Annotated in this window: 12 protein-coding genes and 1 pseudogene; 10 read left to right on the top strand and 3 right to left on the bottom strand. The window is 71.4% G+C overall.

The window, feature by feature from the left end:
- Window positions 1–16: 16 nt before the first annotated feature.
- The 10 genes from ACIRQP_RS29060 to ACIRQP_RS29015 all read left to right on the top strand — a co-directional run bounded on the left by ACIRQP_RS29060 (window position 17) and on the right by ACIRQP_RS29015 (window position 12,198).
- The gene (locus tag ACIRQP_RS29060) at window positions 17–706 is read left to right on the top strand and encodes an SDR family oxidoreductase (RefSeq protein ID WP_403894748.1); all 690 of its coding nucleotides are present in this window, start codon (window positions 17–19) and stop codon (window positions 704–706) included.
- 8 nt (window positions 707–714) lie between these two features.
- Window positions 715–1,767, top strand: a complete 1,053-nt coding sequence (locus ACIRQP_RS29055; RefSeq protein WP_403894745.1) for a methionine synthase — start codon at window positions 715–717, stop codon at window positions 1,765–1,767.
- 41 nt (window positions 1,768–1,808) lie between these two features.
- Window positions 1,809–4,013 (top strand): NAD-dependent DNA ligase LigA, encoded by a 2,205-nt coding sequence (gene ligA, locus ACIRQP_RS29050; RefSeq protein ID WP_403894742.1) that lies wholly within the window; start codon window positions 1,809–1,811, stop codon window positions 4,011–4,013.
- Between the two features lie 261 nt (window positions 4,014–4,274).
- Window positions 4,275–6,410, top strand: a complete 2,136-nt coding sequence (locus ACIRQP_RS29045) for a putative bifunctional diguanylate cyclase/phosphodiesterase (protein WP_403894739.1) — start codon at window positions 4,275–4,277, stop codon at window positions 6,408–6,410.
- Between the two features lie 259 nt (window positions 6,411–6,669).
- A complete protein-coding gene (gatC, locus tag ACIRQP_RS29040; RefSeq protein WP_010984178.1) occupies window positions 6,670–6,966 on the top strand; it encodes an Asp-tRNA(Asn)/Glu-tRNA(Gln) amidotransferase subunit GatC in 297 nt (98 codons plus the stop codon).
- Window positions 6,967–6,971: 5 nt separating this feature from the next.
- Window positions 6,972–8,483: an Asp-tRNA(Asn)/Glu-tRNA(Gln) amidotransferase subunit GatA gene (gene gatA, locus ACIRQP_RS29035; RefSeq protein WP_403894736.1), complete on the top strand. Its 1,512-nt coding sequence runs from the start codon at window positions 6,972–6,974 to the stop codon at window positions 8,481–8,483.
- Window positions 8,480–8,722 (top strand): hypothetical protein, encoded by a 243-nt coding sequence (locus ACIRQP_RS29030; RefSeq protein WP_365746211.1) that lies wholly within the window; start codon window positions 8,480–8,482, stop codon window positions 8,720–8,722. The genes gatA and ACIRQP_RS29030 overlap by 4 nt, the downstream gene beginning before the upstream one ends.
- A gap of 16 nt (window positions 8,723–8,738) precedes the next feature.
- Window positions 8,739–10,247, top strand: a complete 1,509-nt coding sequence (gene gatB / locus ACIRQP_RS29025; protein ID WP_403894733.1) for an Asp-tRNA(Asn)/Glu-tRNA(Gln) amidotransferase subunit GatB — start codon at window positions 8,739–8,741, stop codon at window positions 10,245–10,247.
- 182 nt (window positions 10,248–10,429) lie between these two features.
- On the top strand, window positions 10,430–11,686 hold the full coding sequence (locus ACIRQP_RS29020; RefSeq protein WP_403894730.1) for an SLC13 family permease: 1,257 nt from the start codon (window positions 10,430–10,432) through the stop codon (window positions 11,684–11,686).
- A gap of 80 nt (window positions 11,687–11,766) precedes the next feature.
- A complete protein-coding gene (locus ACIRQP_RS29015) occupies window positions 11,767–12,198 on the top strand; it encodes a universal stress protein (RefSeq protein ID WP_403894992.1) in 432 nt (143 codons plus the stop codon).
- 88 nt (window positions 12,199–12,286) lie between these two features.
- Here ACIRQP_RS29015 and ACIRQP_RS29010 read toward each other — a convergent pair whose 3' ends face one another.
- The 3 genes and pseudogenes from ACIRQP_RS29010 to ACIRQP_RS29000 all read right to left on the bottom strand — a co-directional run.
- A complete protein-coding gene (locus tag ACIRQP_RS29010; RefSeq protein WP_403894727.1) occupies window positions 12,287–14,125 on the bottom strand; it encodes a serine/threonine protein kinase in 1,839 nt (612 codons plus the stop codon).
- A gap of 48 nt (window positions 14,126–14,173) precedes the next feature.
- Window positions 14,174–15,244 (bottom strand): MerR family transcriptional regulator, encoded by a 1,071-nt coding sequence (locus ACIRQP_RS29005; protein WP_403894724.1) that lies wholly within the window; start codon window positions 15,242–15,244, stop codon window positions 14,174–14,176.
- A gap of 58 nt (window positions 15,245–15,302) precedes the next feature.
- Window positions 15,303–15,524, bottom strand: a pseudogene (locus ACIRQP_RS29000) (IS110 family transposase); the annotation flags it as partial.

Genomic DNA, 15,524 nt, shown 5'->3' with positions numbered 1-15,524 from the left:
ATGCGACCATGACCGCATGGCTACCCATCTGATCACCGGTGCGGGCTCCGGCATCGGCGCCGCGGTCGCGCGCCGGCTGCACGAGCGCGGCGCCGACCTCATCCTGTTCGCCCGCGACGCCGGCCGCGCCAAGGACCTCGGATCCGCCTTCCCCGGCGCCCGTACCCTCGTCGGCGACCTCGCCAACCCGGACCGGCTCTCCTGGGCGCTGGCCCAGCAGTCGCTTCCGGACCGGCTCGACTCGCTGCTGCACATCGCGGGCGTCGTCGACCTGGGGCCGGTCGGGGACCTGACCCCCAAGACCTGGCACCACCAGCTCAACGTGAACCTGGTCGCCCCCGCCGAGCTGACCCGGCTCCTGCTGCCCCAGCTCCGGATCTCCCACGGCCAGGTGATCTTCGTCAACTCGGGCGCCGGGCTCAGCGCGCATGCCGGGTGGGGTGCGTACGCCGCGTCCAAGCACGGTCTCAAGGCGCTCGCCGACGCGCTGCGCGAGGAGGAGCGGGCGAGCGGTCTGCGGGTGACCTCCGTGTACCCGGGCCGTACGGCGAGCCCGATGCAGGCCAAGGTCCACCAGCAGGAGGGCCAGGAGTACGACGCCACCCGCTGGATCGACCCCGATTCCGTGGCGACGACGATCCTCGCGGCGCTCGATCTGCCGCGCGACGCGCGGATCGACGACGTGACCGTACGGCTGGGCCGGTGAGCGCGCCGATGGACGATTCGCGGAACGAGTCGCGGAACGAGCCGGGCGCCGTGTCGCGGGCAGAGCCGCCCGGGAGCGTCTGGGGGGCCGCCACGGGGATCGGTTCGATGCCCGGCGGCGACGCGCGGGAGACCGCCAAGGCCGTCACCGGCAGCTTCGAGGACTTCCCGCATCTGCCCGAGCTGCCCGCCCGCGGCCCCGGCGCCGACATGATCGGCCGCACGGCGGGGCTGCTCGTCGAGGTCTACGCGCGGGTGGAGCCCAGCGGCTGGCGGATCGGTGACCGGCCGGGCCGTGACACCAAACGGGCCTGGTCCTGGATGGGCGAGGACCTCGACGCGCTGGAGGAGTTCACCCAGGGGTACGTGGGTCCGCTCAAGGTCCAGGCCGTCGGGCCGTGGACGCTGGCCGCCTCACTGGAGCTGCGCAACGGCGAGTCGGCGCTGAGCGACCCCGGAGCCCGCCGCGACCTGACCGGCTCGCTGGTGGAGGGGCTGACCGCGCATCTCGCGGAGGTACGGCGCCGGGTGCCCGGCGCCGTACCGGTGCTCCAGATCGACGAGCCGTCCCTCACCGCCGTACTGCGCGGACACGTCAGGACGGCCAGCGGCTACCGCACCCACCGGGCCGTGGACCGTCAGGTCGTGGAGGGCGCGCTGCGCGAGGTGACCGCGCTGAGCGCGGGAACGGCGGTCGTGCACTCCTGCGCGCCCGACGTTCCGTTCGCCCTGCTGCGGCGGGCGGGCGCGGCGGCGGTCTCGTTCGATTTCGGTCTGCTCACCGAGCGTGACGAGGAGACCATCGGTGAGGCGGTCGAGGGCGGAACGAAACTCTTCGCCGGAATCGTCCCGGGCACCGACGGCCCATTGTCAGACCCTGCCGGTAGCGTCATGGGTGTCAGGAAGCTGTGGCGCAGGCTGGGGCTGAATCCGGGGACTCTCGCGGAGTCCGTGGTGCTCACCCCGTCGTGCGGGCTCGCGGGGGCCTCTCCCGCGTACGCGCGCGCCACGATGGCGCACTGCGTCAGGGCCGCGAGATCCCTCGTGGACAACCCTGAGTGACGATCCGGATGCCGGGTCATGGTGAACGGGAGGACGAAACGGTGGCTGGCGAACAGCGGACGGCGGTGCCCGCCGAGGCACGGGAGCGACATGCCCAACTCGCCGAGCAGATCGAGGAGCACCGCTTCCGGTACTACGTGAAGGACCAGCCGGTCATCAGCGACGGCGAGTTCGACAGGCTGCTGCGGTCGCTGGAGGCGCTGGAGGAGGAGCATCCCGAGCTGCGCACGCCCGACTCGCCGACCCAGAAGGTCGCGGGGGCGTACGAGACGGACTTCACCGCGGTCCAGCACCGCGAGCGGATGCTCTCCCTGGACAACGCGTTCGACGACGCCGAGCTGGCCACCTGGGCCGACCGGGTCGCCAAGGACGTGGGCACGCCCGACTTCCACTTCCTGTGCGAGCTGAAGGTCGACGGGCTCGCGGTCAATCTCACCTATGAGCACGGCAGGCTGACCCGCGCCGCCACCCGCGGCGACGGCCGTACGGGCGAGGACATCACGCCCAACGTCCGTACGATCGCCGAGATCCCGCACCGGCTGACGGGCGAGCGCGTCCCGGATCTGGTGGAGATTCGCGGCGAGGTCTACTTCCCGATGGAGGCGTTCCAGGAGCTGAACGCGCGTCTGGTGGCCGCGGGTGACAAACCGTTCGCCAACCCGCGCAACGCGGCGGCGGGTTCACTGCGCCAGAAGGACCCCAAGATCACCGCGACCCGCCCGCTGCACATGGTGGTGCACGGCATCGGGGCCCGCGAGGGCTTCGACATCGACTGCCTCTCGCACGCGTACGACCTGCTGCGCGGGTGGGGGCTGCCGACCGCCCGGCACAACAAGGTGGTCGGATCGATCGGGGGGGTGCGGGAGTTCATCGCGTACTTCGGCGAGCACCGCCACTCCGTGGAGCACGAGATCGACGGTGTGGTCGTCAAGCTCGACGAGATCCCGCTCCAGGGCCGGCTGGGCTCCACCTCGCGCGCCCCTCGCTGGGCGATCGCCTGGAAGTACGCGCCCGAGGAGGTCAACACCAAGCTGGTGAACATCCGGGTGGGCGTCGGCCGCACCGGGCGCGTCACGCCGTACGCGCAGGTCGAGCCGGTCACGGTCGCCGGTTCCGAGGTCGAGTTCGCCACACTGCACAACCAGGACGTGGTGAAGGCCAAGGGCGTCTGGATCGGTGACACGGTCGTGATCCGCAAGGCCGGCGATGTCATCCCGGAGATCCTCGGCCCGGTCATCGATCTGCGCCCCGAGGACGCGTACGAGTTCGAGATGCCGGCGGTGTGTCCCGAGTGCGGTACGGAGCTGCGGGCCATGAAGGAGGGCGACATCGACCTCCGCTGCCCCAACGCCCGTACCTGCCCGGCCCAGTTGCGGGAGCGGCTGTTCTATCTCGCCGGCCGCAAGTGCCTGGACATCGAGAACTTCGGCTATGTGGCCGCCGCCGCCCTGACCAGACCACTGGAGCCGGAGACACCGCCGCTGCTGGACGAGGGCGATCTCTTCGATCTGACGGTCGAACAGCTGCTGCCCATCAAGGCGTACGTCCTCGACCAGGACAGCGGGCTGCCCAAGCGCGACCCGAAGACCGGCGAGGAGAAGGTCGTCACGGTCTTCGCCAATCAGGAGGGCGAGCCGAAGAAGAACGCCCTGGCGATGCTTCAGCACATCGCGGCGGCCAAGGAACGCCCGCTGGCCCGGATCATCGCCGGGCTCTCCGTCCGCCATGTCGGGCCGGTCGCCGCCGAGGCGCTGGCCAGGGAGTTCCGCTCGATCGACCGGATCGAGGAGGCCACGGAACAGGAGCTGGCCGACGTCGACGGTGTCGGAGCGATCATCGCCGCCTCCGTCAAGCAGTGGTTCGAGGTCGACTGGCACCGCGAGATCCTGCGCAAGTGGCGGGCCGCCGGGGTACGTATGGAGGAGGAGGGCACCGGCGATGACGAGGCACCACGGCCGTTGGAGGGCCTGACGGTCGTCGTCACGGGCACGCTGGAGCGGTACACGAGGGATGGCGCGAAAGAGGCGCTTCAAACCCGTGGCGCGAAGGTGACCGGGGCCGTCTCGAAGAAGACAGGCTTTGTGGTGGTCGGGGAGAACCCCGGTTCGAAGTACGACAAAGCGATGCAGTTGAAGGTTCCGGTCCTGGACGAACAGGGGTTCACCATCCTGCTCGAACAGGGTCCGGACGCGGCCAGGGAGGCCGCTGTCAGGCCGGAAGAGCCGGCGGTCACCCCCGAGGAGTAGCGCGCAATCCCCCGGAAAGCGGGGTCCCATACCGTCGAATTCGGGCCGCAAAGCTCACCCGTTCGGTGCATACCAGATGGATACGGATGGGCAGGTCGCATTCGGGCAACAGCTGTAGAGCGCTGCCCGTCGGAGCGTTCCGCGGCCTACTGTTGAGAAGCGCGCCTGTCGTGAACGGCTGAGTGGTGTGATTCCGGCCGTGTGTGCATGACAACGTGACATCGTGTGGCATCGGCTTCGCCGGCTGTGAGAGGGACGGGAATGAAACCGACCGAGAGCGCCGCCCCGGTCCCACCCCCGCGCGGATTCGCGCGAATTGCGGGCCTTGCGGCCAGGACGCCCGCTCTTGTGGTGGGATTCGCCGTCGTCGTCCTGGCGACGGGACTCTTCCATACGGTGCGCGACGGCCACGCGCTCTTCCCCGGTGGCACATCGGGATGGGCCCTGGCCGTGCTGACCGGCATCATCGTGGGCCATCTGGTCGCCCTCGGCCGGGACCGCTGGTGGGGCGGCACGGGCTCAGGCGCCGCCCTCACCCTGGCCGTCCTGCTGCTCTACGGCTGGGTGGCGGCCGGACTGGTCTCCGTGGCCGTCGTGGTGCTGGTCGGGGTGGCCCGCAGACACCGCTGGCGCCTGGGTGTCCTGCACGGCGCGGCGGACATGCTGGGCGTCGGCGCCGCCGCGCTCGTGCTCGCCCTGTTCGGTGTGGTCCCCACCGTCGAGCACCCCTGGCAGCCGCTCGACTGGGGGTTCGCCAGCATCGTGGAAATCGTGCTGGCCGCCGCGGCGCATCTCGTGGTCACCCGGCTGCTGCTCTGGTACGCGCTCTCCCCGCAGAGCGGCGGGCTGCCGACCGCCGCCCGAACGGCCCTGTACCGGCAGGGTCTCGTCGCGGTCGCCCTGCTCGGCATCGCGCCGCTGATCTGTGTGGTCGCGGTGTCCCTGCCCGTCCTGCTGCCGCTCTTCGCGATCCCGCTGATCGCCCTCGACTCCACGCTGTGGATCGCCAGGGCACGGGCCGAGGAGCAGCTGCGCGACCCGCTGACCAAACTGCCCAACAGACAGTGGCTGCTGGAGCGCACCTGGTCGGCGCTGGAGGAGGCGGAGGGTCTGGGCGCCAGGGCCGGACTGGTCCTGATCGACCTCGACCGGTTCCGCTCGGTCAATGACACGCTCGGTCACCTCGCGGGAGACCGGCTGCTGTTGCAGATAGCCGACCGGCTCCGGCTGGCCCTGCCGCGCGGCGCGGAGGCCGCGCGACTGGGCGGAGACGAGTTCGCGGTGCTGCTGCCCACCTGCGACTCCACGACCAGCGCCCAGCGGGTCGCCCGCCATCTGGTGGCCGAGCTGTCCTCGCCGCTGGACCTCGACGGGCTGACACTCGTCCTGGAGGCGAGCGCCGGAGTCGCCGTCTATCCCGACCACGCGGTGGACGCGGAAGGGCTGCTGCGGCGCGCGGACGTCGCGATGTACCAGGCGAAGCGGGACCGTACGGGCGTCGAGGTCTACGAGTCCAAGCGGGACTCCAACACCCCCGACCGGCTCGGCCTGCTGGGCGATCTGCGCCGTGCGCTGGACGCGGGCGAGGTGGAGCTGCACTATCAGCCCAAGGTCCGGTTCGACGGCCAGGTCGCCGGGCTGGAGGCGCTGGTGCGCTGGGTGCACCCGGAGCGCGGCCGCGTCCCTCCCGACGACTTCATCGCGATCGCCGAGTCCTCCGGTCTGATGCCTCATCTCACCGAGTACGTACTGGAGATGGCTCTCGCTCAGGTCGCCCGCTGGCGGTCCCAGGGCCTGATGGTGCCGGTGGCGGTCAATGTCTCGCCGCGTGACGTGCACACCCCCGGGTTCGCGGGCGCGGTGGCGGCGAGGCTGGCCCGGCACGGCGTACCGGCCGGCTCCCTCCAGCTGGAGATAACGGAACACGTCCTGCTGGAGGACCCCCAGCGCGCGGCCGACACCCTCGCGGGCCTGACCGGGCACGGCGTGAAGATGTCCCTCGACGACTTCGGTACGGGCTACTCCTCCCTGGTGCATCTGCGGCGGCTGCCGGTCAGCGAGCTGAAGATCGACCGTTCCTTCGTGGCCAGGCTCGCCGTCGACACCGAGGACGCGGAGATCGTCCGCTGCACGGTGGATCTCGCGCACTCGCTGGGCCTGCTGGTCGTCGCGGAGGGCGTCGAGGACGACGAGACCTGGGAGCGGCTGCGAGATCTGGGCTGCGACGCGGTGCAAGGCTGGCTGGTGGCCGCCGCGATGCCGCCGCACGAGGCGACGGCCTGGCTGCTGGCCAGGGGCGAGCGCGGCTGGCAGCGTCCGGCGGAGCTGGAGGCGGCGCGCGCCCGCGAGCTCGCCGTCGAGCGCGCACGGGAGCAGTCCGGCCAGGTCGTCCAGTGACGGCCCCCGGCCGGGCGAGGACCCCCGGCCGGGCCGGCTGCCGGGCGCGGGCTGTCGGGTGACGGCTGCCGGGTCGGCCGTCCGCTGACGCAGGCCGTTCGCTGACGGAAACGGACGGCGGTGAGGGCCTGCGGCGGCCCTTGGGACGGGGTCCCCGGGGCCCGCGGGACCGGGTGGGGCCTAACCGTTTCGTGGCCAGGGGCCCCGGCCCCATAGGATTGGGCCAAAACCAATCACACTCACCCCTGAGGATCGCTGCATGCCTGGCATTACGCGCGAGGAGGTCGCCCACCTCGCCCGGCTGGCGCGTCTGGAGCTGAAGGCCGAAGAGCTCGATCACTTCGCCGGACAGCTCGACGACATCATCGGCGCGGTCGCCCGCGTATCCGAGGTAGCCGACCAAGACGTACCGCCGACCTCCCACCCGCTGCCGCTGACCAATGTCATGCGCGCGGACGAGGTCCGTCCGTCGCTCACCCCCGAGCAGGCGCTCTCCGGCGCCCCTGCCCAGGAGCAGCAGCGTTTCAAGGTGCCGCAGATCCTGGGGGAGGACTAACAGCCATGACGGTCAACAGCAAGATCGAGAACTGCGTCAAGCTCACGGCCGCCGAGATCGCCGCGAAGATCGCCTCCGGCGAACTCACGGCCGTCGAGGTCACCGAGGCCCATCTCGCCAGGATCGAGGCCGTCGACGAGAAGGTCCACGCCTTCCTCCATGTCGACCGCGAGGGCGCGCTGGCCCAGGCCCGCGCCGTGGACGCGAAGCGGGCGGCGGGCGAGAAGCTCGGACCGCTGGCCGGTGTCCCGCTCGCGCTCAAGGACATCTTCACCACCGAGGGCGTGCCGACCACCGTCGGTTCCAAGATCCTCGAAGGCTGGATCCCGCCCTACGACGCGACGGTCACGAAGAGGCTCAAGGCGGCCGGCGTCATCATCCTGGGCAAGACCAACATGGACGAGTTCGCCATGGGGTCCTCCACGGAGAACAGCGCGTACGGCACCACCGGCAACCCCTGGGACCTGACCCGGGTGCCCGGCGGCTCCGGCGGCGGCTCGTCCGCCTCGCTCGCCTCGTACCAGGCGCCGCTGGCCATCGGCACGGACACCGGCGGCTCCATCCGCCAGCCCGCCGCCCTGACCGGCACGGTCGGCGTCAAGCCGACGTACGGCGGGGTCTCCCGCTACGGCATGGTCGCCTTCTCGTCCTCCCTCGACCAGGGCGGCCCCTGCGCCCGTACGGTCCTGGACGCCGCCCTGCTGCACGAGGCGATCGCCGGCCACGACCCGCTCGACTCGACCTCCATCGACGCCCCGGTCCCGCCGGTCGTCGAGGCGGCCCGCAGCGGCTCGGTCGCCGGAATGCGCGTCGGTGTCGTCAAGCAATTCCGCGGCGAGGGCTACCAGGCCGGTGTCGTCCAGCGCTTCGACGAGTCCGTGGAGCTGCTCCAGAGGCTCGGCGCCGAGATCGTCGAGCTGGACTGCCCGTCCTTCGACCTCGCTCTCGCCGCGTACTACCTGATCGCGCCGTCCGAGTGCTCCTCGAACCTCGCCCGCTTCGACGCCATGCGCTACGGCCTGCGGGTCGGCGACGACGGTACGAGGTCCGCCGAGGACGTCACGGCCCTGACCCGCGAGGCCGGCTTCGGCGACGAGGTCAAGCGCCGCATCATGCTCGGTACGTACGCGCTCAGCTCCGGCTACTACGACGCGTACTACGGCTCGGCGCAGAAGGTCCGTACGCTCATCACCCGGGACTTCGAGAAGGCGTTCGAGCAGGTCGATGTGATCGTCTCGCCGACGACCCCGACCACCGCCTTCGCGATCGGCGAGCGCGCCGACGACCCGATGGCGATGTACCTCGCGGATCTGTGCACCATCCCGGCCAACCTGGCCGGCAACGCCGCCATGTCGCTGCCCTGCGGCCTGGCGCCGGAGGACGGCCTCCCGGTCGGACTGCAGATCATCGCCCCCGCCATGAAGGACGACCGGCTCTACAAGGTCGGTGCCGCCGTCGAGGCGGCCTTCGTGGAAAAGTGGGGCCACCCGCTGCTTGAGGAGGCTCCGTCACTATGACCAGTGCAATGAGCAAGGCCAAGGGCTTCAAGAAGTCCAAGACCGGCACGTACCTGTCGATCGGAACCACCGCGTTCGGCGCGATCAGCGTCGTGAAGCAGGCCAGGACGGCCCGCAAGGACAATGACACGCTCCGGCTGGTCGACGCGGTCGTCTCCGCCGCCGCCATCGTCACGGGCGTCGCTCTGCTCCTGCGGGAGCTGAAGCGCCTGGGCGACGACGACGTCCTGCTGGGCTGAGAGGGAAAGTTTCACCGTGACTGTCACTGAACTCGTGCCGTACGAGGACGCCCTCGCGACCTACGACCCCGTCATGGGCCTGGAGGTCCATGTCGAACTCGGCACCAGGACCAAGATGTTCTGCGGCTGCTCGACCGAGCTGGGCGCCGAGCCCAACTCGCAGACCTGCCCCATCTGTCTGGGCATGCCGGGCTCGCTCCCGGTCGTCAACGCGATCGGCGTCGAGTCGGCCGTCAAGATCGGCCTCGCGCTCAACTGCGAGATCGCCGAGTGGTGCCGCTTCGCCCGGAAGAACTACTTCTATCCGGACATGCCGAAGAACTTCCAGACCTCCCAGTACGACGAGCCGATCGCCTTCAACGGCTATCTGGACGTCCAGCTGGAGGACGGCGAGATCTTCCGCGTGCAGATCGAGCGCGCCCACATGGAGGAGGACACCGGCAAGTCGCTGCACGTCGGCGGCGCCACCGGCCGGATCCACGGCGCGTCCCACTCCCTGCTCGACTACAACCGCGCGGGCATCCCGCTCATCGAGATCGTCACCAAGCCCATCGAGGGCGCGGGCGAGCGCGCCCCCGAGGTCGCCAAGGCGTACGTCGCCGAGCTGCGTGAGCTGATCAAGGCGCTCGACGTCTCCGAGGCCCGGATGGAGATGGGCCAGATGCGGTGCGATGTGAACCTCTCGCTGCGCCCGCACGGGCGGGAGAAGTTCGGTACGCGCTCCGAGACGAAGAACGTCAACTCGCTGCGCAGCGTGGAGCGCGCGGCCCGCTACGAGATCCAGCGCCACGCCGCGGTGCTGAACTCCGGCGGCACGATCGTCCAGGAGACCCGCCACTTCCACGAGGAGGACGGCTCCACCACCTCGGGACGGGTGAAGGAGGAGGCCGAGGACTACCGGTACTTCCCGGAGCCCGACCTCGTGCCCATCGCCCCGCCCCGTGACTGGGTGGAGCAGCTCAGGCAGGCTCTGCCCGAGCTGCCGCGGGTGCGGCGCAACCGGCTCCGCGAGGGGTGGGGCGTCTCCGAGCACGACATGCAGTCGATCCTGAACGCGGGCGCGATCGAGCCGATCGTCGCCACGATCGACGCGGGCGCCCCGGCCGACCAGGCCCGGAAGTGGTGGATGGGCGAGCTGGCCAGGCACGCCAACGAGTCGGGCCGCGCGCTGGACGAGCTGCCCATCACCCCGGAGCAGGTCGCGCGGGTCGCGGAGCTCGTCACCTCCGGCGATCTCAACGACAAGCTGGCCCGCCAGGTGCTGGAGGGCGTGCTCGCGGGCGAGGGCGACCCGGACACCGTCGTGGAGAAGCGCGGACTCAAGGTCGTCTCCGACGAGGGCGCGCTCGGCGCGGCCGTGGACGAGGCCATCGCGGGCAACGCGGCCATCGCCGACAAGATCCGCGCGGGCAAGGTCGCCGCCGCGGGCGCGCTGGTCGGCGCGGTCATGAAGGCCACGCGCGGCCAGGCGGACGCGGCGCGGGTGCGTGAGCTGATCCTTGAGCGGCTCGCTCCGGCGGAATGACCGGGCGCGGCGCGGAGAAGCCGGGCGTCGAGGGCTGACGCGATTCGTAGGTACCCCACGGGGGGCGGCGCATCCGACGGGTGCGCCGCCCTCGCTCGTTCGTCGCGGCACGGTTCGTCGCGGCGTCGTTCCCGAAGCAGAGGCCCGGCTCTTCCTGTGAATGCCCGTGAACGTGAACGCCCGTGAACTCCGTCGTCGCTGAGATCGTCTCCGTCGGGCTGCTGCTCGCCGTGCTGGCGTTCGCCGTCGTACGGCCGCGCGGACTGCCCGAGGCGGTCGCGGCCGTGCCCGCGGCGCTGCTGGTCATCGCTCTCGGCGCGGTCTCGCCCGAGGACGCCCGCGCGCAGACGTACACGCTGCTGCCCGTCGTCGTCTTCCTCGCGGCGGTGCTGGTGCTGGCTCAGCTCTGCGACGAGGAAGGGCTGTTCACGGCGGCGGGCGATCTGGTGGCGCGGTTCTGCGGCGGCCGGCCGCGGCGGCTGCTCGGCGGGGTGTTCGCCGTCGCCGCCGTCATCACCGCCGTACTGAGCCTGGACGCCACGGTGGTGCTGCTGACCCCGGTCGTCTTCGCGACCGCCGCCCGGGTCGGTGCCCGGCCCCGGCCGCATGTCTACGCCTGTACGCATCTGGCGAACTCCGCGTCCCTGCTGCTGCCGGTCTCCAACCTCACCAATCTGCTGGCGTTCACGGCGAGCGGGCTGTCCTTCACCCGGTTCGCCGCGCTGATGGCGCTGCCGTGGCTGGCCGCGATCGCCGTCGAGTACGCCGTCTTCCGCCGCTTCTTCGCCGCCGATCTGGCCGCCGGGGCGCACCCCCCGAGCACGGACGAGCGGCGCGAGGTGCCGGTGTTCACGCTGGTGGTGCTGGCGCTGACCCTGGCCGGGTTCGTGGTCACCTCGTTCGCCGGGATCGAACCGCTGTGGGCGGCCGTCGCCGGTGCGGCCGTCCTGGCGGCCCGCGCCCTGCGGCAGAAGCGGACGACCCTCACGGGGCTGGTCCGGGCCACCTCCCCGCTGTTCTGTCTCTTCGTCCTCGCGCTCGGCGTGGTCGTCAAGGCGGTCGTCGACAACGGCCTGAACACCGGGATCAGCAGGCTCCTGCCGGACGGCTCGTCCCTCTCCTCGCTGCTGGTGATCGCGGCGATCGCCGCCGTACTGGCCAACCTGATCAACAACCTGCCGGCGATCCTGGCGCTGCTGCCGGTCCTCGCGCCCGCGGGTCCCGGACCGGTGCTCGCCGCGCTGATCGGCGTCAACCTCGGGCCGAATCTCACGTATGTCGGTTCGCTAGCCACCCTGCTGTGGCGGCGCATCCTGCACGAGCACGACACGTCGCCCGCGCTGGGTCACTTCACCCGGCTCGGTCTGCTGACCGTGCCCGCCACGCTCGTCGTCTCGACCGTGGCGCTGTGGGGCATGCTGCAACTGATCGGAGGCTGACCGCTGTGACCGTACCGCCGACCGGTCCACCGAGGACCGATTCCGCGAGAACCGATTCCGCGAGGACCGTTCTCGTCTGGATCACCGAATCCACCTGGCCCGCCTGTGTCGACGCGGCGCGCGAGCGCGCTCCGCACGACGACGTGGTGCTGCTCCATGTGAGCGACGACGAGATCGCGGCCGCCGCGCACCAGGCCTATACGGGGCTGCTCGGCCGCGGCCACCGGACCGACCGTGACCCCGGCGCCCGGCTCGAAGCCCTCTCGGGTACGGCCGCGGCCGACCTGTTGGAGGCCGCCGCGCACCGGCTCGGCAGGCCCTGCGAACTGCTCGACCATCACGGGCGCGTGGAGCACGAGGTGGTACGCGCGGCGGCCGGCGCGGCGCTGCTGATCTGCGCGCGCGACGGGGAGCGGGACCGCCCGGGGCCGCACAGCCTGGGCCGGGCGACCCGATTCGTGGTCGACCACGCGGAGTGCCCGGTGCTGCTGGTGTGGCCGTACGGGGAGTAGGGCGCGGGATCCTGGCGTTCGGGCGGACTCCGGCGTTCGGGCGGATCCCGGTGTTCGGGGCGGGCCCCGGTGTCCGTGCCCGCCCCGGTCACTTCCGCAGGGTGGGAGTGCCCAGCGCGACCGTGCCCGCGTCGCAGGTCTCCGTGTCCGTCGCGCTGTACGAGATCACCAGCCGCAGCCCGTCCTTGACGCTGAGGGGCCGAGTCCGCGGTTTGCCCAGCTCTATCTTCTCGTCGAACAGGGACGTTCCGTCGAGCGTGATACGGAGCCGGGCGGCGTACTCGACGCTGTTGTCCTCGATGCCCGCGACCAGATCGAGGGTCGACCAGGCGCGGCCGATATTGAACTCCATGTATCCACCGCAGTCGGACTCGGAGACAAAGGCGTCACTGTGGCCCTTGCTGTTGATCACCGCCTCTTTGACCGAGAACACGTCGTCCCCGTCGACCTGCCCGAAGCCGGTGAGCGACACGGCGTCGGCGTCGGCCACGCTCCCGGGTTCGGCAGACTCGTCGGGGCTGCCGCTCGCGGACGGGTCCGGGGCCTCCGGGGCGGCCGTCTCCGTCTCCGTCGCCGTGACGGTCTCGGTGACCGTCGGCGCCCCGGTGTTCTCGTCGTCGCTCCCCGTCGACATCGACTGAACGCCGATCACGGCCAGCGCACCCGCCAGCGCCACCGCGAGCACGGCGACGGCCGGGCGGCGCTTTCGGGCCGGGGCGGGGGTGATGCCCAGCGGTCCCGGCCGGAGCTCGGGGGCGACCCGGCGGGGCGGTACGGCGTCCTGCACGGAGTGGACCGGGGGAGGCGACGGGCTGGGTGCGGGGGCCGGTGCGGCCGCCTTGGCGGGCGGTGGGGGTGGCAGCGTCGGCGGGGGCGGCACCGGGGGAGCGGAGGTCACGGTCGGAGCGGAGGGCGTGCCGGGACCGGGGAAGGCGGGTGTGCCGGAAGCTGGAGCGAACGGTGTGGCGGAATCCGGCGGGACGGGCATGGCGGAAGCAGGCGAGACGGGCGTGGCGGGCGTGGCGGAGGCGGAGGACGTGGACACCACCGCGTCCCGTACGTCCTTCAGCCACCCCGCCAGGCTGTCCGGACGCTGCTCCGGAGCCGTCGCGCAGACGGCGAGCACGCGCTCCTTGCGCTCCGGAGGGAGTGACGAGAGCTGCGGCAGCGCCCGTATCGCGTGGCGCAGCTGCTCCGGCGTGTTCGGCGGCGCCTGACCGCTCAGCAGGAAGTACGCGATCGCCCCGAACGCGTACCGGTCCGTCGCGGGGGTGCGCCTGCCGTCGAAGACCTCAGGGGCGGCGTACCCGGGCGTGAACCAGACCTCCGCCGTCTCGTGGTCCGCCGTCAGCTTGCTCAGGCCGAAGTCGACGAGGGTGGCCTGACCGTGGGCGTCCACCATGACATTGCCGGGGGACAGATCGCCGTGGACGACCATCCGGCCGGAGGTCGTGGCCCGGCCGGAGTGCAGCCAGTCCAGTACGTCGGCGAGCTGGGCGAGCGTCCCCATCACCTCGCGCCGCTCGGTGGGCGTCGTGAGGGTCCGCTCGAACCGCCAGTCGCGCAGATCGACGCCCTCGACATGGTTCATCACCAGCGCGAGCGCCCGGCCCGACACGGTGGAGGCGCCGCCCGGCGCATGGATCGGCGCCCCCTCGAAGTGCTCGCGCACCCCGACGACGCCGGGCCGGTTCGCGAAGCGCAGCAGCTCCGCCTGTTCGTTCCACTTCGTGCTCAGCCGGGCGAACTGCCCGGGACCGAGCGCGGATTCGGAGTCGAGCACCTTGACGACCACCGTCTCCGGCGCCCCGTCCAGCTCGATCTCCGCCCGGTAGAGCACGGCTTCGCCTCCGCGCCCGATGGAGCTGAGCAGCCGGTAGCGGTCCGGTGCCGTGTCCGGTCCGATGTGGTGTGCCGCACTGTTCACCTGTCCCCCAGTCAGCGCGAGTTGCCCGGTAACCGGACGTATCCGGCGTTACGGTCGACCACCAGTCTGTCCAGCCCCGAACACCCCGGTCAACGAAGAGTCCGCGCCCGCTCGGCTTCCGCCCGACAATCGCCCAGATCCCGCCCTGGCGGGGTCTTTCGCCCCGCCTTGGCGGGGTTTCCCGCCGCCTCCCGCTGCCGCGCCGCCGGAACTTACGGAGCGTTCGAGGGAGTCGGTCAGCCACAGGTGGGAGACGCCGAGCGCGCCCGGGTCGCCGCCGGCCTCGGCCACGAGCCGCCAGTAGCGGCGCATCCGCGGGTCACGGTCGGCGGCCACGCAGGCCAGCAGCCTGTCTCTGAACCGCGGGGTGTCCTTGCCGCCGCGCACCGAGGCGTGTGCCGCGACGAACCGGTCGAGTGCGGGTCCCACGCGGGGCGGCTCGCCCGCCCGCACCATGGGCCGGGCCAGCGCACACGCCTCGCTGATCGCGTTCAACAACTCGTCCTCGTCGGCGACCAGTTCGGCGTTGGCCCGCGCCATGGCCTGCAGGCGACGCGTCAGTTCCCGGTCGTCGGCCAGGGCGAACAGTTCGGCGAACGCGACCACCTGCGGCGGGGTCGGGTCGGCGGGCGGCTCGGGCACGGCCATGGTCACGAACGCCGTGAGCATCGCCTCGGACACCGGGGCGACCATCGTGCGTCTCCAGAAGTCGATCAGCGCGTCGCGGGCGGCGCCCCCGTTCTCCACGGCGGCCAGCAGCTCCAGCCTGGCGGCCCGGTCGGCCGGTCCGGCCTCCTCGACGGCGCGCAGCGAGGCCCGCCGCCAGGCCAGGTCCGCGAGCCGCACGTCGAGCGCGGCCCGTTCGGCCGCGACGACCTCGGCCACGGAGCGTTCGCCGTCGAGTACGTCCCTGATGGAGGGCAGTCCGAGTCCGAGCCCACGCAGCCGTCGGACCAGGCCGAGCCGCTCCACCGCCGCCTGGTCGAACCTTCGGTGCCCGCCCGTGCTGCGCACCGAGTCGAGGATGCCCTCGTCGCAGTAGAACCGAATGGTCCGTACCGGTACGCCCGTCAGCCGTGAGAGGTCGCCGATCCCGAGCGTCTCATCGAGCAAAGGCACTTGAACCTCCACTGGACTGGAGTTTCTACCGTACCGGCGTCACCTCCTAATGCCGTTGTCAAGCAACTGCTGTGACCTGGAGTCCAGGTTGAAAGCACTGTCCGTCACGGATGAGGGCCCACAGGACGTTGACGCGCCGTCGGGCCAGCGCGAGGACTGCCTGGGTGTGCCGCTTGCCTTCGGCGCGCTTGCGGTCGTAGAAGCGACGGGATTCCTCGCACTTTTGGATGCTGATGAGTGCGGAGGTGTAGAAGACACGTTGCAGGCCGCGGTGGTAGCG

The organism is Streptomyces sp. NPDC102274, assembly GCF_044766385.1.
GTDB lineage: Bacteria > Actinomycetota > Actinomycetes > Streptomycetales > Streptomycetaceae > Streptomyces.
Note: the sequence above shows the minus strand (reverse complement) of the source record. Positions and strands in the feature narration are given on the sequence as shown.